Origin of the sequence: Neobacillus soli NBRC 102451, assembly GCF_001591665.1 — a bacterium.
GTDB lineage: Bacteria > Bacillota > Bacilli > Bacillales > Cytobacillaceae > Neobacillus > Neobacillus soli.
The window spans coordinates 253,708-277,091 of record NZ_BCVI01000006.1 but is presented as its reverse complement, the minus strand read 5'-3'; the positions used below and the strand labels follow the sequence as shown (position 1 = coordinate 277,091).

The window sequence follows — 23,384 nt, the reverse complement described above, 5'->3', positions numbered from 1 at the left end:
AAAAACAGCGAAGCATCTGCAGCTTCGCTGTTTAACGTGTGACATATATAAATTTGTCTTTTTTCTCGGTAACTTTTCCGATTATGGACGCCTGAACTAATCCACTTGTTTGAAGCTTTTCGACATATTCTGCAGCTTCCTCTTCTTTTAATGAGACGAGAAGGCCGCCAGAAGTGATTGCGTCACACAAGACGAGCTGTTCTTCGGGAAGAATAGCTTCGTCATAAACGACATCATCTGTTAACCATTTATGATTAGACTTTGAGCCTCCAGGAACGACACCATTTTTCGCTAATTCAACGGAGCCATTTAACATCGGCACCTGTGAAAATGAGATTTCAAAACTGACATCGCTGCCTTTAGCCATTTCACTGCCATGGCCAAGCAGCCCGAATCCAGTTACATCCGTGACAGCGTGAGGGTGATAATTGGTTAAAACCTCAGCAGCCGTCTTATTTAACATCGCCATTGTTTCTGTTACCATTTGTTCTTGCTCAGGTGTTACCACGCTTCTTTTTATTCCTGTGGTGAGGATGCCGACACCAATTGGCTTCGTCAGTACAAGGACATCACCTGGTTTTGCACCAACATTTTTCCATACTTTATCCGGATGTACAATTCCCGTAACGGACAAACCAAATTTAGGTTCTTGATCATCAATAGAATGACCGCCGACCGTTATCGCGCCTGCTTCTTTCACCTTATCCGCGGCACCGCGAAGAATTTCAGAAAGCATTTCGGCACCGAGCTTCTTAATCGGAAAGCCGACAATATTTAAGACTGTTTTTGGCTCTCCTCCCATGGCATAAACATCGCTTAATGCGTTAGCAGCTGTAATTTGGCCAAACATATACGGGTCATCGACAATCGGGGTAAAATAATCGACTGTTTGGATAAGTGCAATGGAGTCTGTTAATCGATAGACCCCTGCATCATCAGACGTATCAAGTCCCACTAATAATTCAGGAACAGGTTCTTGTTTCGGTAATAGACGCAAAACTTGCGCCAGGTCCTCAGGACCAATTTTGCAGCCTCAACCAGCTTTTGTGGATAAAGAGGTCAGGCGAATTTTTTCTTGCTCACTCAACATGTCCACCTCCATTTTATTAGTATAACTCTTTCTTTTTCAATTCGCATCAATAGTGCAGAACATTTGCGGAACAACAGGGGATAGGATAAACTGTTTTTACTATCTTTGTGTAGGAAAGTAATGTGATTAGGGGGTATTTTGATGAAGAACTATCATGTCATTGTTGAATTTTGTATGCAATGAAATTATGCACCAAAAGCCGCGAGTTTCGCGGAGGACTTGTTTAACCATTTTTATAGGGATATCAAAAAATTAGAACTTATTTCAAGTTCCGGCGGCGCTTTCGAGGTGACTGTCAATGGAGAAAAGATCTACTCAAAGCTTGAAACAGGGGTTTTTCCTGATTCCGAAGAAATGATTGAAATAATCGCTTCAAAATAGAATGTACCCTCATATCGTTTCGATATGAGGGTTTTAAATTACCAACTGATAATCTCATTATGTTAATTGATGCAAAAAAATGAAACCTTAAGGTAAGGTAACAAATCGATTTTTGCCTAATCCCTTTTCTGTTTTTGAGATAAACACCTCTAATATGCCATTCGAAAAGGCTGCTGATACTTCTTGGTTAATGACCAAAAAGGGGAAATCAATGGAACGAATCCGTTTGGGCAAGGTTTCGGAAGGGGGGAATTTTGATGCAGAAATGATTAATTTTTTTTCATCAATAAATACCTTAATTTCAGAAGCTTCATATTCGGTTAAAATGGCCTCGACAATCCATTCCTTATCTGTCTCATAAAGATCAATTTGAAATTGTGTTGCATCCAAATAAGAGGTTAGCGGGTCAAGAAAATAGTTTTCCAACCATTTTTCCACCAAATCAAAATCAAAAGCTAAACTCTGATTTTGTTGATGCTTCTTTTTTTTCATATCCAATCCCCCTTGCTCGTTTCATTTTATTCATCCAAACTTAAAAGGTGAAACTGATATGATATAATAGGACAAAAGAAGGATTAGTGAGGGAGTTTTTATCGTGAAAGAATGGCTACGTTCAATTCCAGCCGTCCATGAGCTTCAGAATCATGGTAAGTTTTTAACACTTCTTAATGAAAGTCAGCTAGATCCGATCCAGCTTACTAAACAATTGAAAGATGAATTGGATCGGATAAGGGAATCAATTCTCAATGATAAATGGTCGGGCGGAATCCCAGGAACCAACCATTTTATTGAAGACTTGTTTGCCATCCTGGAAGCCAATTTAAAAAAACAGTATTCCTACACCTTAGAAAAAGTAATCAATGCGACGGGGACGATATTACATACCAATCTTGGCAGGGCCCGGTTAAGCGAGAATGCGATTAATCATGTTGTTGAAACGGCAAGAAGCTATTCGAATCTTGAGTACAAGTTAATAGAAGGTGAGAGAGGTTCAAGACATAGTCATGTGGAGGCACTTCTTAAAGAAATCACCGGTGCTGAAGCGGTCATGGTTGTCAATAACAATGCATCCGCTGTTTATCTTGTTTTAAGGGCATTAGCTAAAAATAAAGAAGTCATTGTTTCTAGGGGACAGCTGGTAGAAATCGGCGGTTCATTTCGGATTTCCTCCATCATGGAGGAAAGTGGGGCAGCCCTTAAAGAAGTGGGAACAACTAATAAGACACATCTTTACGATTACGAAAAAGCAGTGACACCGGAAACGGCTATTGTGATGAAGGTCCACACGAGTAACTTTAAGGTTATCGGGTTCACAAAATCAGTCGACACAAAGGAGCTTGTTGATTTAGCTAAAAGGCTGGATCATGTCATTTTTTATGAAGATCTTGGCAGCGGCGCCCTCTATGATTTCAGAAAGCATGGAATTGGTGAAGAACCGGTCGTGAAAGAGGTCATCGAAATGGGGGCAGATGTTGTTACCTTTAGTGGTGACAAGCTCCTCGGCGGTCCGCAGGCAGGGATTATCGTTGGAAAGAAAGAAATCATTGATTGTTTAAAAAAACACCAGTTAGCCAGGGTGGTACGTGTTGATAAAATGACGTTAGCAGCGCTCGAGGGGACGTTAATCGATTATGCCCGCGGCGAGAGTGCCATGAGAAATATCCCAACCATCCGTGATTTATTAGTACCTATTAATGTATTAGACGAAAGGTCAAATTCATTCGTTACAAACTTGTTACAAAGAACAAGCAGTTTTCAGGTAAAAGTTTTTCAGGATACAAGCCAGGTAGGTGGTGGGACAATGCCAGACGTTGTTCTGCCAACAATGGTCATTGCACTACAGCATCATTTATTAACTGCGGAACAGCTTGGAAGAAAATTACGAACGGAATCTAAGCCAGCTATCATTGCACGAATCCAAAAGGACGAGTTTATTATTGATTTGAGAACAGTTACACCTGAAGATGAAGTATCTTTGCTTGAAGCATTGATAAAAGTGAACCCCTCTTAAAATAAGAGGGGTTTTTGTCTCTTACATATCATGACTAGAATTATGTTTTTGGCGTGTATGGTTGCGATTCTTTACTTTGTGGGAACCGCTCAAGGGTTCTGGCTGTCCTGACTGCTTTGGTGCATTTTTACGCATATCTTTTCCATCATTTTTGTTCATGTGTCATCCCTCCTACTTGTTAGGATGCGGTCATTAAGTCCTTTTATGCTGAATAATTTTTTTTAATCTGTGCAATTTAACGGTAAGCAAAATGAAGGAGTGAGAATTATATGCAAAAATATCCTTACAACAAGGATAAGCAGCAGGCTTTTCAAGCAGCGCAACAAGGATATGAGGAAGCTCAAGGCCTTTTTGAGACAATCGTCAATGACAGTGCCAGCTATGGACATCAACTAAAGCATTTAAAGAACGAAGTAAATGAAGCATACCAACAAATAGAAAACGCACTTGAGGTCGCTTCAGAAAAGCAAAAATCTCAATTGGAACGGTTCCAGCAGGACCTAAAAAGCATGGTTTCCGAGGTAAATCAAACGGAATAGGTAAAGCAGGCGGAGGGAATCCCCGCCTGCTTTTATTGATTTTTCTTACGCTTTTTATTGTTCATTCTTTCTTTTACTGTTAATTCTGGTTCACTTGCCATTTCCTCATTGAACCCGGCACCATTTCCCTGTGCCTTAGCAGCATTCGCACCAGGTATCACATGGTTTGCTTTACGTTTTGCCAAACACTCACCCCCTTCCATGTTAATATTTCCTTTTTGATTAAAAAAATGACAAGGAAATATTTTTTTGAGATAATAAAAAGGAAAATAAAGATTTTCCCGTCACGGATTTTCACAAAGCATTCATAAGATTTTCAAAATATTCCGAACAAATTACATAAAAAACATAAGGAAAACTTATCAAGCACAATAACTTTCTTGTTATTTACTTATGTATTTAGTTGGTTTAAGATTAGAATTGTGAGAAAAGTGAAGCTGGATGGGAAAATTCAAACTTTTCAACTTTTCGTTAATTTTACTATGATGACGAATGAGGGGGATTTTACAAATGGTAAAAAACGACGTATTTAACGCACGGACGTCCTTTGAAGTAAACGGTAAACGCTACCACTATTACCGTTTAAGTGCACTTGAAGAGGCAGGCATTGGCAAGGTATCCAAATTGCCTTATTCCGTAAAAGTACTACTTGAATCAGTACTTCGCCAATATGATGGCCGCATGATTGGGAAAGAGCATATTGAAAACTTAGCAAAATGGGGTACAGCTGAGCTTAAAGAAGTGGACGTTCCATTTAAGCCGGCACGTGTTATCCTTCAAGACTTTACTGGTGTACCAGCGGTAGTTGACCTTGCTTCTTTAAGAAAAGCAATGGCAGACCTTGGCGGCGACCCAGACAAAATCAATCCAGAAAAAACGGTTGACCTTGTTATTGATCACTCCGTACAGGTTGATGCCTATGGATCAGCAGATTCATTACGAATTAACATGGATTATGAATTCGAACGTAATGCTGAGCGCTACCAGTTCTTAAGCTGGGCACAAAAATCATTTAATAACTACCGTGCCGTGCCGCCTGCAACAGGTATCGTTCACCAAGTAAACCTTGAATACTTGGCCGATGTTGTTCATGTGGCAGAAAATGCTGACGGTGAGCTTGAAGCATATCCTGATACATTGGTAGGTACAGATTCACATACGACAATGATCAACGGTCTTGGGGTACTTGGATGGGGCGTAGGCGGTATTGAAGCAGAAGCTGGCATGCTTGGGCAGCCATCATACTTCCCAGTGCCTGAAGTAGTCGGTGTTAAATTACTGGGCGAACTTCCAAACGGCTCAACTGCAACAGACCTTGCCTTAAAAGTAACGCAAGTCCTTCGTAGTAATGGGGTAGTTGGAAAATTCGTTGAATTCTTCGGACCTGGTGTATCCGTACTACCACTTGCTGACCGTGCGACAATTGCCAACATGGCTCCTGAATACGGCGCAACTTGTGGATTCTTCCCTGTTGACGAAGAAGCAATTGCCTACTTACGTTTAACTGGACGCGATGAAGAACAAATCAATGTTGTTGAACAATATTGCAAAGAAAACGGCTTATTCTTCAATCCGAGTGAAGAGCCAGTTTATACAAATGTCGTTGAAATTGACCTTTCTGCGATTGAAGCAAATCTTTCTGGTCCAAAACGTCCACAAGATTTGATTCCACTTTCAAAAATGAAAACAGAATTTAATAAAGCGATTTCTGCACCACAAGGGAACCAAGGTTTCGGCATGAAATCTGAGGAACTTGAAAAGTCAGCGACCGTTAAATTCCAAAACGGTGACGAAACAACGATTAAGACTGGTGCGATTGCCATTGCTTCCATTACAAGCTGTACAAACACATCGAATCCGTATGTAATGGCTGGAGCAGGACTTGTTGCGAAAAAAGCAGTTGAATTAGGAATGGAAGTTCCAAAATTCGTTAAAACTTCCTTAGCACCGGGTTCAAAAGTTGTAACTGGCTATCTTCGTGATTCTGGATTGCTACCATATCTTGAGCAAATCGGTTTCAACCTTGTAGGTTACGGCTGTACCACCTGTATCGGAAACTCCGGTCCATTAAAAGAAGAAATTGAAAAAACAATCGCTGAAAACGATCTATTAGTTACATCCGTACTTTCCGGAAACCGTAACTTTGAAGGACGGATTCATCCGCTTGTAAAAGCAAACTATCTTGCTTCACCACCGCTTGTTGTTGCCTATGCGCTTGCTGGTACAGTGAATATCGATTTCGCTACTGAAGCAATTGGTAAAGATAAAGACGGTAACGATGTCTTCTTCAAGGATATTTGGCCATCTACTGCAGAAGTCAATGATGTGGTTAAACGCACTGTTACACCTGAGCTATTCCGTAAAGAGTACGAGAACGTTTTTGGTGACAACGAGCGTTGGAATGAAATCAAAACAAGTAATGAGCCTTTATATACTTGGGATGAAGATTCTACTTACATTGCAAACCCGCCGTTCTTTGAAGGCTTATCACCTGAACCAGGTGAAGTTGAGCCATTAAATGGACTACGTGTGGTTGGTAAGTTTGGGGATTCCGTAACAACTGACCATATTTCACCAGCAGGTGCTATTGGTAAAAATACTCCAGCCGGAAAATATTTACTTGAAAAAGGCGTGGCGATCCGCGACTTTAACTCGTACGGATCTCGCCGTGGTAACCACGAAGTGATGATGCGCGGAACATTTGCAAACATTCGTATTCGTAACCAAATCGCTCCAGGTACAGAAGGCGGCGTAACTACTTACTGGCCGACAGGCGAAGTAACGTCTATCTACGATGCGTGCATGAAGTACAAAGAAAACGGCACTGGCTTGATTGTTCTTGCTGGTAAAGACTACGGAATGGGCTCTTCACGTGACTGGGCTGCGAAAGGTACCAACCTTCTAGGTATCAAAACAGTTCTAGCTGAAAGCTTTGAACGTATTCACCGTTCAAACCTTGTGTTGATGGGTGTGCTGCCACTTCAATTTAAAGCCGGCGAAAGCGCAGAAACACTAGGTTTAACTGGTAAAGAAACGATCGATGTTCAAGTGGACGAAAATGTAAAACCCCGTGACCTGCTAAAAGTAACAGCTACTGACGAAGCTGGCAACAAGAAAGAATTCGAAGTGCTTGTCCGCTTTGATTCTGAAGTTGAAATTGATTACTACCGTCACGGCGGCATCCTGCAAATGGTACTACGTGAAAAATTACAAGCTTAATTCTTTAATGAAAACACCATGCCTTTTAGGTCATGGTGTTTTCTGCTTTTGATTGACAATGTTAAGGGTCCTCCATTAAAATATTATTAACAAACGAAAAGGAATGATTAAGGGTCAATGAAATTATAATCTTATTTTTCAGCGCATGATTCGAATACTCGAAAAATGAAGAACCTGAAGAATAGGATTAGTCTGTCCTTTTTTATGTCCTAATCGTAAAAACCATGGCAAACAAACCTTTATAGGTTTATTTGTTGAGCAGCATTTATGGTAGATATATGATTACTATACGGCATAGACTCTCTTCAGGTTCATATGAAGGGGTTTTTTTATGTTTAAAAAACAAACATCAAGCAGAGTGATTATTAACGTAAAGGGTTTAGAAAAAAGCTTTCATCTACAAAAAATCTTGGACAATATTCAGTTTGAGATAAAAAACGGCGAGAGAATTGGACTTGTTGGCCTAAATGGAACGGGTAAAACCACGTTGGCCAATCTCCTGTTTGGCAAACTTTATCCGGACAAAGGTGTAATTGAGAAACCAAGTGATTTAAGAATAGGATATCTTTCACAATCGATTGATTATGAAGTAAGCGATTTTCATCAATCCCTGTTAGGTAATATAGAAAATGATCTATTTCGGCATGCTAGCGAACTGGGTCTCAAAAAGGTTTACGAATGGGAGGAAAATCAACTAACCCATTTAAGCGGCGGTGAAAAGCTGAAGCTCGCACTATCGATGGTTTGGGCATCAAAGCCAGATTTTCTAATCTTGGATGAACCAACAAATCATTTAGATTTTACAGGCATTGAGTGGTTGATTTCCGAATTAAAGAGGTTCGATGGACCTGTCTTGATTATTTCGCATGACCGCCATTTCTTGGATAAAACCGTCAATCGGATATTTGAAATGGAAAATGGCAACATCCATTTTTACAATGGGAACTACAGTGACTATCGAAAGAAGAAACAACAGCAGATAGAGGATCAGCGACACCAATATAATGTTCAGCAGCGTCAAATAGAAATGGTTGAATCGCAAATGGAGCAATTAAAGTCCTGGTCTGAAAAAGCACATCGTGATTCAACGAAAAAGGGAAAAGGTCCTTCGAAAAGGCAAAATGGCATAAAGGAATTTCACAGGAAGAAGGCAAAAAAGCGTGACAATCAAGTGAAATCGAAAATGAAACGGCTACAAAATGAACTTGAAAAACAAAGGGTTGATCAACCACTGGAAGAGACAAAAGTCCGTTTCCAATTTGATAGCACGGGAAAGAGGGGCAAACGGATTATTGAGGCAAAGCAGCTTGGTAAAACATTCGAGAATAGGACTCTTTTTCGGAGTTCCCAGTTTTACATTAATCACGGGGAACGAATTGGACTGTTCGGTGAAAATGGCTGCGGGAAAACGACCTTAATTAAAATGATTCTAGGGGAACAGGCGTATTCAGAAGGGGAACTGTGGAAGAGCGATTCAATAAAAATTGCTTACTTAAGCCAGGATGTAGCTGATTTACCAGCAGATAAGAATGCAATTGATGCTTTAGGGTTTATGGACAGAGAGGACATTCACCAAGCAAGGACATTATTTGCAAATTTAGGATTAAAGGAAGAACATATTACGAAGCCAATTGGGACATTAAGTCTAGGCGAACGAACGAGAGTAAAGCTGGTTGATATGTTAATGAAGGAATACGATGTTCTTATTCTAGACGAACCAACCAATCATCTGGATTTGCCGAGCAGGGAACAGCTTGAAAAAACATTAACTGAGTTTACCGGTACCATCATTACTGTTTCTCATGATTATTATTTCCTCAATAAACTTTGTGAGCGGCTGCTTGTGTTTGAAAATCAAACAATAAGAAGAGTAGAAATGAAACCAGAGGAATATTTTAATAAAGATAAAAAGCGTGAGGATTCCAGCAAAGAAAGGCTGTTAGTCATTGAAAACCAGCTATCTACAATTCTTGGTGAGCTATCACTAATAGATCAAATGGATCCCAAATATGAATTTTTAGATAAAGAATTTAACAAGCTTCTCATGCAAAAAAGGAATCTTATCGAATGAATGAAGAGAGAGAGCAGGATTTCCTGCTCTCTTTGGTTACTAGATATCTTCGCTATTTTTAGGACAATAAATTAAGAAGCTCTTTTTCTTTATCCTCTCGCATACCGGATTTCCAGTCTTCCAGAGGAAGATTACGCCCTTTTTCCCATTCGTAAATTTCAGCAAGGCTCTCCTCCAACGGCCTAAAGGTAAGCCCGCTATTAACAGCTTTATCAATATTAATGGAGAAGGCACCTCTCCATGGCTCTTTAAGTTCAGGAGATAATGGGGTGGTTTCAGGTACCCAAAGAGGCATTTCTGTCCATGGAGTCACTTTTTGATCTAAAAGAAACGTTTCATCTGCCCAAACCAACTCGGCATTCGAGCCTGTCACTTTTATACAGGCAGCGAGGAGTTCTTTCATGGTTAGAGAATAATCAGGTCCCGTCGCATTAAATGTTCCTGTTGCTTGCGTTTCCATCATTCTTAGCATCCAATTTGCCAGGTCTTTATTATCAATGACCTGTACACGGCGATTAGGGTTGCCTGGAACCAATACCTTCCCACCTTTCGCGATTCGATGGACCCAATAAGGAATCCGGTCCGTATAATCATTCGGCCCAATTAACTGTCCGGCCCGAACATTTAGCACATGGCCGGGCATATTTTTTTCAGCAATCCGTTCACATAAGGCTTTAAAATGTCCATAATAATCATAAATGGGACCATTGGCATCATTTGAAAGTTGATTGGCTTCATCGAGAGACATTTCTAAAACAGGATAGTCTTCAGCTAAATTTTCGAGGACCCAGTCTTTATAAACGGAAATACTTGAAATAAAGGTATAATGATTGACGCGGTCCTTCAATAAATCAGTTGAATTTTGGACTGTGTAAGGGATAAAGCCACTCGTATCCAAAACCGCATCCCAATAACGGTTTTGAAGGGCCTTTAAATTACCAAACCGATTGCCAGCAAGGATTTCAACATCCTTTATGCCATTATTTTGTATTCCACGATTAAAAATTGTCACTTCATGATTTCGTGTGAGTGCCTCTTCTACAAACGTTCTTCCTAAAAATCGGCTCCCGCCCAAGACAAGAATCTTCATATGCATCCCCCCATTTCATACTATAATCATATCAAACTTTTGAACAATTGCGTTAATATTGGAAAATCTAATTATCAGAATTGAAAAGTATTGCATATGCCATAGATATTGTTAAAATTACATTGGTAGCATGAAGGATTATATGAAAAATTATTAGGTTGTATATAGAAGTGGAGATGATTTACATGAATGATTCTTTTTTACAATCCGTTTCCTATGAAAACGGTGTATTAAAAATTCTCGATCAAACGAAAATACCGAATCTAACCGAATTCCTTGAAATCACGAAAATTGAAGATGCCTGGGAGGCGATTAAACAATTAAAGGTGCGCGGTGCCCCGGCGATAGGAATTGCTGCAGCCTATGGGTTAGTGGTTGGAATGAAGAAGGCACCAGAAAATTCCTTTGCTGATTTTTATACCTTTTTTAAAAAACAGGCCGATTATTTAGCAGCTTCACGTCCAACAGCCGTCAATTTATTTTGGGCTTTAAAGAGGATGGACGAGCGCGTACAAAAAGAAAAAGATCAACCCATTTCTAAAATCAAAGCAGCTTTAGAGAGTGAAGCCCATAAAATCCGCAATGAAGATGAAGAAGTCTGCCGTACCATTGGTGAGCATGCCTTAACTCTTTTAAACGACGGGATGGGCATTCTCACCCATTGCAATGCGGGCGGTATTGCCACGGCAAGATATGGGACAGCACTTGCTCCGCTCTATTTAGCGAAAGAAAAAGGCTGGGACATTAAGGTGTTTGCTGATGAAACGAGACCGCTTTTACAGGGCGCACGCTTGACCGCCTGGGAACTAATGCAAGCCGGAATTGATGTGACGCTTATTACCGACAATATGGCGGCTATGGTCATGCAAAAGGGCTGGGTGCAGGCAGTTATTGTCGGCTGTGACCGGGTAGCAGCAAACGGTGACGTTGCTAATAAAATCGGGACATATGGTGTGGCCTTACTGGCTAAAGCACATAATATTCCTTTTTATGTAGCCGCACCACGGTCCACCGTTGATCTGGAAACAAAAACAGGTGCTGATATTCCAATCGAGGAACGAGATGCCGCGGAAATTACCGAAGGTTTTGGAAAAAGAACGGCCCCTGAAGGCGTCAAAGTATTTAATCCAGCCTTTGATGTCACGCCACATGAGCTTGTTACGGCTATTATCACTGAAAAGGGAATACTAACAGGTAATTACCAAGAAGAGCTTCCAAAACTTTTTGAAATATAAGGAATGGAAGGCGGGTTACGGATGATATCTGAAATAAAATATAAAAAACAAATATGCGAAATTGGCAAAAGAATTTATGAAAAAGGATTGGTTGCCGCAAATGACGGAAATATTTCGATTCGGCTTGGTGATAATGAATTTTTGATTACGCCAACAGGCGTTAGTAAGGGCTTTATGACACCTGAAATGATTCTGAAGATTGATGGGCAGGGGAATGTTCTCGATGGTGATTACCGGCCAACCTCAGAAATGAAAATGCACCTGCTAGTTTACCAAGAGCGTCGAGATGTACAAGCGATTGTCCATGTCCATCCACCCTATGCAACCGCTTTTGCCATTGCCGGTATCCCCTTAGATCAGGCAATCATGCCGGAAGCAGTAGTTTACGTTGGGACAATACCTATTGCTGAATATGGGACACCATCAACGGAAGAAGTACCAAATGCCGTAAAAAAGTTTGTTCATCATCATCAAGGGGTGTTATTGGAAAACCACGGTGCCTTAACCTGGGGTAAGGACCTGGAACACGCCTATTACTTAATGGAGTCATTAGAATTTACAGCAAAGATCAATTGGATTTCCAAACAATTGAATGGTGATCGGGACCTTTCTAAAAAACATGTGCAAACGCTGGTCAAGATGAAATCAAAAATGGGGATTGAAGGGAACACACCGTTGGGGGCGGACACTTCTGAGGGAATCCATGCAAAAAAAATAACACCTCCTCTTGAAAGCTCGTTATCGGAAAATGACCTCAACATGATTGTTGACAGAGTCACAAAAAATGTGTTGGATGAATTTAAGAAATTGTTTTAAAGGCAAGCGTGTTTACGCTTGCTTTTTACATGCACTCATTTTTTAAAAGAATTCGTAAATTGTCACAGATTCGGCATAGACAAGTTTTGTTTCAACTAAGTTTATAGTGTAAAATCGATATAGCAGATAATGAATAAAGGAGGTTTTCGGGGATGATAAAAAAAGTGATCGCTGCCGTTGTCTTAGTTTCCCTGCTAACAGTAGCGATTGTTCAGGCGATGGATAAAAAGACAGAAGCACCCGAAACGACAAATCAGGCAACAGCAACTAAAGAAGGCCTTACTATTGGGGCAATGGCGCCTAATTTTGAACTAAAGACATTGACTGGCGATAAAGTAAAGCTCTCAGATTTAAAGGGAAAAAAAGTTATGCTTAATTTTTGGGCAACTTGGTGTGGTCCATGTAAGGCAGAAATGCCTGAAATGGAGAAGTTCTCCAAACATAAAGAAGATGATGTCGTGATTTTAGCGGTTAACATTGATCCTCAATTAGATGTCCAAGGTTTTGTCGATGAAAATAAAATTACCTTTCCTATTCTTCTTGACGCAGATGACATAGTCAATGAAAAATATCAAATTATATCAATTCCTACTACTTATTTTATTGACAGCAAGGGGATCATTCAAGATAAATTTATTGGATCAATGAAGCTCGATGTCATGAAAGACAATACGAAGAAGTTAAAGTAAATAAACAAAAGACGTTGGATTGTCCAATGTCTTTTTTGTTTTTAAAAAAAGTATAAAACTTTGAACTTTGATAACAGTCTAGCTCCAGCGCCAAACGGCTAGTGGACTTCGCTCTTCTCCCTATGATAAGTCAACATCGAATCGACTTGAGCTCCGTGTTTCCTTTATCTCAGTCGAAGCGCTCCTGTCCATACGCCGCGCAAAGGAAGCTTCCGCTTTCTTATTTAATTTTCAAAAAGTTGTAATAATTACAACCGTTTCCGGGCATACTAACTGTTACAATAGGAATTAAGGAAGGTGATACCAATGAGAAAACCTAGAAAACGCTCTTTTGCTGAGCTTGTATCCGAAAATAAATCTCAACTATTAAAAGATCGTGATGCAATAGAAAAGATTGAACAGCGCTTAGAAAATAAACGTTTGGGTAAAGCTGAATAATCAATCACATTGTTTTCCAATCATGATTTTCCATCCTTTTGGACAAAATGTAAATAAGGAGGGATCATCATATGAGTAATCCAAAACGAAACAGTAAACCTTTTGTACCCAACCATATTGGAACACAGCCACGTGGATTCAGTGGAAATAAGGGTAAAAAAATGAATGATAAATCAGGGCAGCATGCCCAGGTAATGCAAACTAAAGGTGAATAACTTATATAAGACCCAACAGACAATAGTCCTAGGGTCTTTTTTGTGTCGTGATTAATTTAGAATCCCACATATTTCTGGATATTTTTTTCCCCCCGTAACAAACTATATCTGTACCAAGTACATTCTCAAGGAGGACTAACCCTATGACCTTTAATAACCAACCAAAACCAGATGATCGCAGTGACAATGCGGAAAAGCTTCAGTCAATGATTCAGGATACAACAGAAAACATTGAAAAAGCGGAAGAATCAATGCAATTTACGGATAGTCAACAGCAACGCGAACAGATTGAAGCTAAGAATCAGCGCAGACGGGAGAGCATCGAATCCTTCCAAGCTGAGCTTCAGGATGAAACTTAATATGATTGCTTAATTTGAACATGGACCTGGGCATTGTGACAGGTCCTTTTTCTATTCAAATCCTTTATTTAGTGTAACGATAAGGGTTTATGGTAAGATATAAGGGAAATTTTAAAAAAGAAGTGATCATTTTGAAACAACAAGAAAATAAGCGTGTTGCATACAATCAGAAAATAAAGCAATGGGAAATAGAACTAAATGATACGGGGATTATTACAGACGAAGGTGAGTTAATAACTGCGATTAGTCATGAATCCAATCCTATTACGTTATCAAAGCTATTAACGCTAGCCTCATTATCAAGGCTTGAACGTAAGAAAGAAAACTCCTTAGCCGCTGTTTGGCTTGAAAAGGCATTAAAATTAGATCCCAACAACCAACGGGCAAAGGAATTTATGCTGCAGTTTGATTTAATAAAGTTCAAAGACCTTCTAGTTCCACTTTCGTTCCCGCCAATAAGGGAAACGGATAACCGTACAGCAAAGAAGAAAACGGCTGAACAGTACATAGAGGTATGTCAACATTTTTTAACAGGTGCGGATGAGCATTTGCACGATCTAGAAGCTATTGTAGGTATGTGCTCAACTATGGCTAAGAAAGTGCATTTTCTAAAGTATCAGACACTTGCCGATTTGCTTTCATCGGTAATCGAGGAAACAGGGAATCTGTTAAAAGCGGCAGAAGAATATGATCAATCGATTACTGGGGTTTTCCATACATCCACCTTTTATGAAGATTTACAATTGCATTTATCAAATGTGGGGGAAATGAAACATCAGTGGCAGCTGCAGTTTCTTGAAGCCAATGAAAACATTACCCCAACAATAGAAAATGCCTTGAATCAGTTGAATGAGATGATTGGGATGGATTTGGTGAAGGAGCGTGTCAATGCATATTACCGATTTTTAAAATACCAAAAACAGCGGAGGGAAATGGGCTTTCAAATTAAAGATGAGCTAAGCCTTCACATGATTTTAACCGGAAACCCTGGGACAGGAAAAACAACACTTGCCCGGTTAATGGCAAAGATCTATCATGAGCTCGGGGTCCTGCCTCGCGAGGAAGTCATTGAGACAGACCGGTCCCAGCTTGTAGGCTCCTTTGTCGGACAAACGGAAGAAAATGTCCGTGGAATCGTTGAACGTTCGATCGGCGGTGTGTTATTTATTGACGAAGCCTATAGCCTAAAACGGGAGGGGCAAACAGGGAATGATTATGGCCAAACCGCGATTGATACGCTTGTTTCGCTTATGACAGGAAACGAGTACGGTGGACAATTCGCGGTTATTTTGGCAGGCTATCCCGAAGAAATGCGGTCCTTTTTAGATGCAAATCCTGGTTTGCGCAGTCGTTTTCCGCAATCAAATTTTATCCATTTACCCAATTATTCAAATGAAGAATTAGTCAAGATTGCAGAGATGGTGGCTTCTGATAATGATTATTTCATGACGGAAGAGGCAAAAATCGAAATAAACCATCGTCTTGATCAGGAACGGGTTGATGATACGTTTGGAAATGCCAGGACTGTCCGCAATATCGTGTTAGATGCGATTTTTAAGAAGGGTGCAGAGAACCAAGCGACTGAAGAGGATATCTTAGAATTTATGCTGTTAAATAGGGAAGATTTTCGTTTGGATAGGGTGGATCTGGTGGAATCGCCGCAATCTAAACTTGATCACTTAATTGGTTTAGAATCCTTAAAAGTAGAAATGAAGTCGTTGATTTCATTTGTGAAAATGCAGCAGTATAGGAGAAAAAAAGGACTCCCAACGGTACCAATCCAACTACATTCTGTTTTCACGGGAAATCCTGGTACAGGGAAAACAACCGTTGCAAAAATTTATGCGGAATTTTTAAAAGAATGTGGGATTTTAAAAAGAGGTCATCTAATTGTCGCCAGCAGAGCTGATTTTGTCGCTGGCTATGTTGGGCAAACGGCGGGGAAAACAAAGAAAAAAATTAAGGAAGCACTTGGTGGTGTCCTATTTATTGATGAAGCTTACTCACTGCTCGGTCACACGTCTGGTGATTTTGGAAAAGAAGTTATTGATACGCTTGTCGATGAAATGACAAAGCACAATGAAAACTTGGTGGTAGTATTGGCCGGGTATCCAACTGAAATGGAACAACTTCTTGATAGTAATCCAGGTCTTCGCTCCAGGTTTAAAAAGTTCTTTTTATTCCCTGACTATTCTTCGGAAGAATTGCTCGAAATCATGGCGGCATACTCTGAAAGCTTCCAATACCAACTGACAGAAGAAGCTAAAAAACTGCTGCTGCAGACGATTGAGGCAGAAGAATTTAAAGGAAATGGCCGCTTTTCCGCAAATTTGGCAGATGAAATGATTCAAGCGCAAGCCTTGAGATTAATGGATGCGGATGAGGACGAAAGTCTATTTGAAAGGTCCATGCTCCTAGAAGTAGAGGATGTCATAAAAGCCTTAAGTAAAATGTAATGAATTCAGAGGATGAAAGGAACGTTACCCGTGGATAATCTATTTATTTCGACCAGAGAAATTCAGCTTTACTATGCAGATACTGATATGATGGGTGTCATTTATCATGCAAATTATTTGAAATTTTTCGAGCTTGGCAGAACAGGTTTGATTGAGGATCTCGGCTATAGCTATCTATCGATGGAGGAGGCAGGTTATTTTGCTCCTGTCTATGATATTCAAATTACTTACAAAAAACCACTTCGGTATGGGGATAAAGCCTTTGTAAAAACATGGGTAGAATTAAATGATGGCATCAAGACCATTTATGGTTATACGATTGTTAATGCGGACGATGAAATATGTGCCGTGGGGACATCAACGCACATCATTGTCAAAAAGGAAAATTTCAGACCTGCGGCTTTCAAAAAGGCCTTTCCTGAATGGTATTTAAAATACGAGGAAATCAAGAAAAAATAGTCCAAAGAGGTACCTCTTATAAATGTACTAGATTGACTAGTGGACTGGAGTGATTCGGTGGCATTTGGAATAAAAAGATGGGAAATTATCGACTGGAAAAGAAAGATTGATGGCGGCGAACTGGCCTTTTTAACACATTATTGGCTCGATGACCGCTTTCCCGGATGCAATACAGTAACTAAAGTCGGATGCCTTGACCTTGAAAAATTAGCCGATTGGGGTAAAAAACACGGGTTAAAAAAGGAATGGATTCATCATAGAAAGGATGGCTATTCCCATTTTGACTTGATTGGCGAAAGGCAAAAGGAGATTTTACAGAAGGAAGGCTTAATCGAACACATTTGGGAAAATAAGACTGAAAGACTTGAAAAATAATCATTTTTTCAAGTCTTTCTTTTTATAAAAGCAAAAAAAAGCCCCATGTTAGCGGAGCCATTGTGTCATATGTGCTTGTATTTCCTTATACTTAGCATCGGCATTTTTAAGCCCGAATGCTCCAGCATTTTCTAATGGGACAACCCGGAACTGATGATACTTGTGATTTGTAACATAGGTTGGGTAAAAGACTGGGTTGGAAAACTCAATCGAATTACCTTTTTCGGATAAATGCTTGGTAATATCAATTGTCGCCATTCCGCCGATGTCCTTATAATCATTATATTGGGCGGAAATAAAATTCCCTAAAGAATAAATGACAAATGTTTTCCTGCCATCAGCTGTATTAATCCATTCCATCGGCTGCAAAACATGCGGATGTGAACCAAAGATAATGTCGGCTCCTTCATTTGCCAAAAAGCTAGCTAAGTCCTTTTGCTCTGTTGTCGGGATACGCTGGTATTCGATTCCCCAATGGATGCTCATGACGACTACATCCGCTTCTTTTTTTGCCCGATGAATTTCATCTTTCATGCTTTCACGATCAATGAGGTTGACGAGAAAATCCTTCCCATTTGGAACAGGAATTCCGTTCGTTCCGTAAGTATAGGAGAGAAAGGCAATCTTGATGCCATTTTTATTCAAAATCCGCAACTGTTGGCGGTCTTTTCCGTTAAGGAAGCTTCCTACATGCGGTAAACCAATATGATCTAAATATGATGCTTCCGATTTGATTCCTTTTTCGCCCTTGTCTAAGGTATGATTATTAGCGGTTGAGACAATATCGACTCCTGCATGAACAAGAGCATCCGCAACCTCGTGCGGGCTATTGAACGTTGGATAACCGGAAAGCCCTAGTTCTAGGCCCCCTAACATGCTTTCTTGATTAGCCGTCAGAAGGTCTGGTTTTTCTAATAAAGTTTTCACATTTTCTAACATAGGTTCAAAGGTATATTTGGTACCGTTAAAAGCATCTTGATAGACCACATCATGAATTAATATGTCGCCTATGGCGCCTATCGTTATTTTTTCTGTCATCTGTCGATTCACATTCAATGATGGACGTTGTTTATGATTTTTCGTAGAATAAACGTTATCACTCTTACCGTTATTTGCACTCTGTTGCTGCTGAATTAGGATAACAGAAGCCAACACGATACAAACAATTATAATTAGAATAGAAGGCATAATGACTTTCTTTTTCATAAAATCTCCTAATGGATTCAAAGGATCAAGCAAAATTATTTTATGCTTGTCTAGAATACTATACTATATTTATGTGCATTTCTTCTAGAACCTGGAATGCAGAAGAACCGATAGGTCCTTTAAAGCCATTTGATTTTAGGTTCTGTTTTATTAATAATTCTTTTAATATTTGCCCGATGCCGGTAAATTACAAAAGACGCTAGTAAGGCGACTACAATCAGCAGGGGGAGATCGCGAATAATAATAGCATAAATAACGGCACAGACGCCGGCGAGCATGGAGGATAAGGATACATATTTTGTTATGTAAAGACTTATAAAAAAGATGACGAGGACAGTCAGAAACATAAATGGTGCACAGAGCAGCACGACACCGCCTGAAGTCGCAACGGCTTTCCCACCGCGAAAACCGGCAAAGATTGGATAAGTATGTCCAATAACTGCGAAAATTCCAGCCAACAACGGATTCATATCCATATTGAAGAGGATGGGCAGTGAAGCTGCCAATGTCCCTTTCAGGATATCTGCCATCGTAACCGCCAGCCCCGCTTTGACACCAAGTGTACGAAAGGTATTGGTTCCGCCTAAATTTCCACTCCCATGCTCGCGAATATCCGTTTTATAAAAAACCTTTCCGATAACTAAGCCGGATGGGATGGAACCAAGCAAATAGGCAAGGATCAAGACTAAAATAATTTGAAACATAATAATTTCCCCTTTAATAAAAAGATCCAGTTCTCCTATTTTACCATGTATTTGCGAAAAAACACTAATGCTTTATTCAATCTTTTTAAAATGGGAAAGGGTTAAGTGACTACAAGATTGTAAAAATACCTTCTCAATTCCAATAAGATACTTTACGATAGAATGGAGGGGGAACGGATTCATGGCACGTATTGAATACCATAGCAATAAAAAAATCTCAACGAAGTGGATTTTTGGGGGAATATTTTGTGCATTATTACTCATTTTATCTTCCATTCTTCTATTTTTATATCCTTTTGCATCAACGGATAAAAAAGTATATTTTCAAGGCAAAAACCCGATTCTTTTTAAAGGCAGTCAGCAAGGGAATGCCCTATTCGAGGGAAAAAAATTGTTTGTTCCTCTATCATTTTTGAAACAACAAATTGACAGCACGATCACTTACGACGAAAAGTCTAAATCGGTTATCATTACTACCAAAGATAAGGTTGTCCAACTGCCAACCGATTCATTGACCTATTTTGTCAATCAAAAGGCAGTAAAACTGCAGCTGTCACCAATCATCTCGAAAGATGGAGAAATCTTTGTTGCTCTGGACCCACTGCTCTCCTTTTACCCAATTCAATATAAACGGATGGCTGAAAGTAATGCCATCTGGATTCAAAAGGATGGCGAGGAATATGCGAAGGGGCGGATAACCGAAAAGGATGTTAACGAAGAAAAGCTTAGGCTGCGAACAGAGCCCACATGGCAAGCTCCATATGTTGCGCGAACAGGCAAAAAAGAAGCTGTGACAATCGAAGCTCAAAAGGATGGATTTTATCTTGTCCGGAAAGCAAATGGGATAAGCGGCTATATCAAAAAAGACTATGTTCATAAGGATGAAGCCGTAAAAATTAAGATTACCCGCGAAACCAAATCATTTAAGATGCCAAAAATAAACGGATCGATTCAATTAACATGGGAAGCCGTTTATAACAAAAACCCTGATTCTTCCAAAATATCAACTATGGCCGGCGTAAATGTTGTGTCGCCAACATGGTTCTCTCTTGCCGGCAGCGATGGCTCGATTAAGGACCTTGCATCGCTCGATTATAGTAAATGGGCACAATCAAAAGGCTATCAAGTCTGGGGAGTGTTTTCTAATTCATTTGATCCATTGCTAACTCATGATGCCTTAAAAGATTTTGATACTAGAAAAAATATTATTCGGCAATTGCTGCATTTTAGCCAAATGTATCAATTGCAGGGAATTAACTTTGATATCGAAAATGTAAATCAAGAAGATGGACCACTTGTTACGCAATTCATGAGAGAAGCGGCCCCCTATTTGCATAATGCCAGCTTAGTAATCACGATGGATATTACTTTTTCCGCAGGAGATAACAACAACTGGTCTTCTTTCTATGAACGGACCAAACTGGCACAAATAGCTGATTACCTCATTGTCATGGCCTATGATGAACATACAGGTGCTGCTTCTGGTGCAGGAAGTGTTGCAAGCTTGCCGTGGGTCGAGAGAAATCTGGAAAATTTGCTTACAGAGGTTCCAAACGAACGGTTAATCCTTGGTGTTCCTTTGTACGCAAGGCTTTGGAAGGAACAAACAAATAGCGATGGCTCGACGAAGGTGACCGCTAAGGCGCTTGCCATGGATCGGGTGAAAGAATGGCTAACCGAAAAAAGGCTAAAACCTACTTATGACAAGGAAAGCGGTCAGAATTATGCTGAATTTTTTTCTGCCAATGAAAAAGCCACCTATCGAATATGGATTGAGGATGAATTTTCATTAAAGAAACGGGCAGACCTTGCATCAAAATATCAATTAGCTGGAATTGGAACGTGGTCAAGATTTTTTGGTGATCAAACAGCCTGGACGGCGTTGGATTTAAACTCAGGTAGGGCCGTGACAAAAAAATAAGTAGATCGAGGACCGGCAATCTGCTGGTCCTTTGTTTTTGCTTCGCTTTTCTTTTTCGTCAAAACTAAGAACAAATAAAGTCAAATTTATTACAAAAATATGGAGAATTTTCAAACGATTTGTTAATTTATTGAAAGCCATGGATGGAGCAAATATAATTTAGATAAAATCAATCACACAAGTCATTCAAAAGGTAAAGACCGTAATTGTGAAACGATATACCACGAAGATTGTTAAGAAGGTGGTTTAAGTGGTTTTCTTGTATATTTCCTTAACCTTTGTTACTGGTTATCTTGTTTTTGTAATTTCCCAATCCATTTATAAGGGAAGTGTGCTTATGAAGAAGCTAAAGGAAAGTGAAGTGAGCTATCGAGATTTAGCAGAAAAGTATGAAGCAGTTGTCAGCAATATTCGCGAAATTATTTTTCAACTTGATCAGGATGGAAAAATATTATATGTGAATAATTCGTGGGAAAAGATAACGGGGTTTGAAGTCCAAGAGTCTCTTGGTAAATACATTTTAGAGTTTTTAAAGGAGGGTGAAGTTAGAGGGATCAATAGTCAAATTCATGCCAAATTGCTAAATGGTGAGTTTTACTTTATTACGAAGGATTTAAAAACAAAAATTGTTGAATTTTCCATGCTCCCTTTATTTGATAAGAAAGGAAAAATGTATGGTTACGCTGGTTCCATAAACGATATAACCGAACGAAAGCAACAGGAGTTATTAATCAAAGCCGGCAAGCAATATGTTGAGTCCTTGAATTGGAAATTAGAAAAACGAATTAAGGAAGAAGTAACAAAAAACAGGGAGAAGGACCATATTTTAATACAGCATTCCAGACTTGCTGCCATGGGAGAAATGATAGCAAGTATTGGCCATCAATGGCGTCAACCGTTAAACAGTTTATCTCTTTTAATACAGGATGTAAGTGAAGCACTAGAGTTTGGGGAAATTGACGACCAATATATTGACCGTTTTACAAAAGAAAGTATGATACAAATCAAGCATATGTCGCGGACAATTAACGATTTTCGAAAATTCTATAAACCAAACAAAGAAAAAAGCCCCTTTTCTGTTGGAAATTCGATTGAAGATGCCTTGTCTATTTTTTCGTCCAGCTTAAAAAACCATGCGATTGCGGTGGAATTCGTCTACAGGGGTCAACAAATGGCCTATGGATTTCCAAATGAATATAGCCAGGTTGTGCTAAATATATTGACCAATGCTAGGGATGCTTTTATTCAAAAAGATGTAAAAGACCGAAAAATGATCATTAAAATAGTCGAAAAAGGAGAATATACAACAGCCGAATTCACCGATAATGCTGGTGGAATTGAGCCGGCACTGTTGAATAAGGTATTTGAACCCTATTTTACGACAAGGAATCACGGCACCGGTTTAGGGCTTTATATGACGAAGATGATTCTCGAGAATATGAACGGAAGTGTTTCCGTCGATAATATCGGAGATGGTGCAAGATTCTGTATTTCTGTTCCGAAAAAAACGGCAGCAATTAAACCTGAACTCATTTCCGTTTAAGAATGTTTCTAGTGTGCTCTAAATAAAAACCGGGAGTTTAGTTATTAAGGACGTTTTATTATGTTTTTCTTGGAAGAATAGGTAAACTAAAGATAAATGATCCTAGGAGTGAGACGTATGACCATTGAAAATCCAAGTCGCGAAGAAATTGGTGCGATCCTAAAAAAGGCAAAAAGGATCGCTGTCGTCGGTTTAAGTAATAAGTCTGACCGCACTTCCTATCAAGTTTCAGCAGTCATGCAAAAAGCGGGCTATGAAATCATCCCTGTTAATCCCAGCATCGACGAGGCGCTTGGTGTGAAGGCGGTAGCATCCTTAAAGGATATTAACGGACATGTGGACATTGTCAATGTTTTCCGCCGTTCGGAGCAATTATTAGATGTCGCGAAGGAATTTGATGAAATCGATGCCGACGTCTTTTGGGCACAGCTTGGCCTCGAAAATCAGGAAGCTTACGATTTCCTAAAGGAAAAGGGTTATACGGTTGTCATGGACCGCTGTATTAAAGTCGAACATTCGTTAACCAAGTAGAAATATTCACTTTAAAAGTTGCTAATAATTAGCAGC

Annotated in this window: 24 protein-coding genes; 17 read left to right on the top strand and 7 right to left on the bottom strand. The window is 39.6% G+C overall.

What is annotated here, in order from left to right:
* Positions 1-31: 31 nt before the first annotated feature.
* On the bottom strand, positions 32-1,090 hold the full coding sequence (selD, locus tag BSO02S_RS03830) for a selenide, water dikinase SelD (protein WP_425320378.1): 1,059 nt from the start codon (positions 1,088-1,090) through the stop codon (positions 32-34).
* A gap of 141 nt (positions 1,091-1,231) precedes the next feature.
* Here selD and BSO02S_RS28430 point away from each other — a divergent pair, with 141 nt between their 5' ends.
* The gene (locus BSO02S_RS28430; RefSeq protein ID WP_342351992.1) at positions 1,232-1,471 is read left to right on the top strand and encodes an Rdx family protein; all 240 of its coding nucleotides are present in this window, start codon (positions 1,232-1,234) and stop codon (positions 1,469-1,471) included.
* Between the two features lie 87 nt (positions 1,472-1,558).
* On the opposite strand, the gene BSO02S_RS03820 is transcribed toward BSO02S_RS28430, so the two are convergent.
* The gene (locus BSO02S_RS03820) at positions 1,559-1,963 is read right to left on the bottom strand and encodes an Hsp20/alpha crystallin family protein (protein WP_066062677.1); all 405 of its coding nucleotides are present in this window, start codon (positions 1,961-1,963) and stop codon (positions 1,559-1,561) included.
* A gap of 103 nt (positions 1,964-2,066) precedes the next feature.
* Here BSO02S_RS03820 and selA point away from each other — a divergent pair, with 103 nt between their 5' ends.
* Positions 2,067-3,482, top strand: a complete 1,416-nt coding sequence (gene selA / locus BSO02S_RS03815) for an L-seryl-tRNA(Sec) selenium transferase (RefSeq protein ID WP_066062673.1) — start codon at positions 2,067-2,069, stop codon at positions 3,480-3,482.
* Between the two features lie 21 nt (positions 3,483-3,503).
* Here selA and BSO02S_RS03810 read toward each other — a convergent pair whose 3' ends face one another.
* Positions 3,504-3,641, bottom strand: coding sequence for a small acid-soluble spore protein P (locus tag BSO02S_RS03810; RefSeq protein WP_066062670.1), 138 nt, complete (start codon positions 3,639-3,641; stop codon positions 3,504-3,506).
* A gap of 110 nt (positions 3,642-3,751) precedes the next feature.
* On the opposite strand from BSO02S_RS03810, the gene BSO02S_RS03805 reads away from it, so the two are divergent.
* Entirely contained in the window at positions 3,752-4,021 is a 270-nt protein-coding gene (locus tag BSO02S_RS03805) for a hypothetical protein (RefSeq protein WP_066062667.1), read from the top strand.
* A 32-nt stretch (positions 4,022-4,053) separates the two neighbouring features.
* Here BSO02S_RS03805 and sspO read toward each other — a convergent pair whose 3' ends face one another.
* On the bottom strand, positions 4,054-4,206 hold the full coding sequence (gene sspO / locus BSO02S_RS03800) for a small acid-soluble spore protein SspO (RefSeq protein ID WP_066062664.1): 153 nt from the start codon (positions 4,204-4,206) through the stop codon (positions 4,054-4,056).
* Between the two features lie 325 nt (positions 4,207-4,531).
* Between sspO and acnA the strand changes: the two genes are divergently transcribed.
* Both acnA and abc-f read left to right on the top strand, forming a co-directional pair.
* Positions 4,532-7,240 carry an aconitate hydratase AcnA gene (acnA, locus tag BSO02S_RS03795; RefSeq protein ID WP_066062661.1) on the top strand — a complete coding sequence of 903 codons (2,709 nt, stop codon included), beginning with the start codon at positions 4,532-4,534 and terminating at the stop codon, positions 7,238-7,240.
* Between the two features lie 331 nt (positions 7,241-7,571).
* The gene (gene abc-f / locus BSO02S_RS03790) at positions 7,572-9,311 is read left to right on the top strand and encodes a ribosomal protection-like ABC-F family protein (RefSeq protein WP_066062658.1); all 1,740 of its coding nucleotides are present in this window, start codon (positions 7,572-7,574) and stop codon (positions 9,309-9,311) included.
* Positions 9,312-9,369: 58 nt separating this feature from the next.
* On the opposite strand, the gene BSO02S_RS03785 is transcribed toward abc-f, so the two are convergent.
* Entirely contained in the window at positions 9,370-10,401 is a 1,032-nt protein-coding gene (locus BSO02S_RS03785; protein WP_066062655.1) for an NAD-dependent epimerase/dehydratase family protein, read from the bottom strand.
* Between the two features lie 185 nt (positions 10,402-10,586).
* Here BSO02S_RS03785 and mtnA point away from each other — a divergent pair, with 185 nt between their 5' ends.
* The 9 genes from mtnA to BSO02S_RS03740 all read left to right on the top strand — a co-directional run bounded on the left by mtnA (position 10,587) and on the right by BSO02S_RS03740 (position 17,443).
* Positions 10,587-11,636 (top strand): S-methyl-5-thioribose-1-phosphate isomerase, encoded by a 1,050-nt coding sequence (gene mtnA, locus BSO02S_RS03780; protein ID WP_066062651.1) that lies wholly within the window; start codon positions 10,587-10,589, stop codon positions 11,634-11,636.
* Positions 11,637-11,657: 21 nt separating this feature from the next.
* A complete protein-coding gene (locus BSO02S_RS03775) occupies positions 11,658-12,452 on the top strand; it encodes a class II aldolase/adducin family protein (RefSeq protein ID WP_066062647.1) in 795 nt (264 codons plus the stop codon).
* Positions 12,453-12,604: 152 nt separating this feature from the next.
* Positions 12,605-13,141, top strand: coding sequence for a TlpA disulfide reductase family protein (locus tag BSO02S_RS03770; protein WP_066062644.1), 537 nt, complete (start codon positions 12,605-12,607; stop codon positions 13,139-13,141).
* A gap of 306 nt (positions 13,142-13,447) precedes the next feature.
* Positions 13,448-13,579: an FbpB family small basic protein gene (locus BSO02S_RS03765; RefSeq protein WP_066062641.1), complete on the top strand. Its 132-nt coding sequence runs from the start codon at positions 13,448-13,450 to the stop codon at positions 13,577-13,579.
* Between the two features lie 71 nt (positions 13,580-13,650).
* The gene (locus BSO02S_RS03760; protein ID WP_066062638.1) at positions 13,651-13,794 is read left to right on the top strand and encodes an acid-soluble spore protein N; all 144 of its coding nucleotides are present in this window, start codon (positions 13,651-13,653) and stop codon (positions 13,792-13,794) included.
* A 143-nt stretch (positions 13,795-13,937) separates the two neighbouring features.
* Positions 13,938-14,153, top strand: a complete 216-nt coding sequence (gene tlp / locus BSO02S_RS03755) for a small acid-soluble spore protein Tlp (protein ID WP_066062635.1) — start codon at positions 13,938-13,940, stop codon at positions 14,151-14,153.
* Between the two features lie 131 nt (positions 14,154-14,284).
* Positions 14,285-16,609: an AAA family ATPase gene (locus BSO02S_RS03750; protein WP_066062812.1), complete on the top strand. Its 2,325-nt coding sequence runs from the start codon at positions 14,285-14,287 to the stop codon at positions 16,607-16,609.
* Between the two features lie 12 nt (positions 16,610-16,621).
* Positions 16,622-17,068 carry an acyl-CoA thioesterase gene (locus tag BSO02S_RS03745; RefSeq protein WP_066062632.1) on the top strand — a complete coding sequence of 149 codons (447 nt, stop codon included), beginning with the start codon at positions 16,622-16,624 and terminating at the stop codon, positions 17,066-17,068.
* Positions 17,069-17,125: 57 nt separating this feature from the next.
* Positions 17,126-17,443, top strand: a complete 318-nt coding sequence (locus BSO02S_RS03740) for a hypothetical protein (protein ID WP_066062628.1) — start codon at positions 17,126-17,128, stop codon at positions 17,441-17,443.
* 48 nt (positions 17,444-17,491) lie between these two features.
* Here the strand turns inward: BSO02S_RS03740 and BSO02S_RS03735 are convergent, their stop codons facing one another.
* Together BSO02S_RS03735 and plsY are read right to left on the bottom strand one after the other, a co-directional pair.
* On the bottom strand, positions 17,492-18,649 hold the full coding sequence (locus BSO02S_RS03735; RefSeq protein ID WP_066062625.1) for a CapA family protein: 1,158 nt from the start codon (positions 18,647-18,649) through the stop codon (positions 17,492-17,494).
* A 119-nt stretch (positions 18,650-18,768) separates the two neighbouring features.
* Positions 18,769-19,353, bottom strand: a complete 585-nt coding sequence (gene plsY / locus BSO02S_RS03730; RefSeq protein ID WP_066062622.1) for a glycerol-3-phosphate 1-O-acyltransferase PlsY — start codon at positions 19,351-19,353, stop codon at positions 18,769-18,771.
* A gap of 181 nt (positions 19,354-19,534) precedes the next feature.
* Here plsY and BSO02S_RS03725 point away from each other — a divergent pair, with 181 nt between their 5' ends.
* From BSO02S_RS03725 to BSO02S_RS03715, 3 genes are all read left to right on the top strand, one after another.
* Positions 19,535-21,274 (top strand): glycosyl hydrolase family 18 protein, encoded by a 1,740-nt coding sequence (locus tag BSO02S_RS03725; protein ID WP_066062619.1) that lies wholly within the window; start codon positions 19,535-19,537, stop codon positions 21,272-21,274.
* Between the two features lie 337 nt (positions 21,275-21,611).
* Positions 21,612-22,817 (top strand): PAS domain-containing sensor histidine kinase, encoded by a 1,206-nt coding sequence (locus tag BSO02S_RS03720; RefSeq protein WP_142303719.1) that lies wholly within the window; start codon positions 21,612-21,614, stop codon positions 22,815-22,817.
* A 117-nt stretch (positions 22,818-22,934) separates the two neighbouring features.
* Positions 22,935-23,348, top strand: coding sequence for a CoA-binding protein (locus BSO02S_RS03715; RefSeq protein WP_066062613.1), 414 nt, complete (start codon positions 22,935-22,937; stop codon positions 23,346-23,348).
* Positions 23,349-23,384 lie beyond the last annotated feature (36 nt).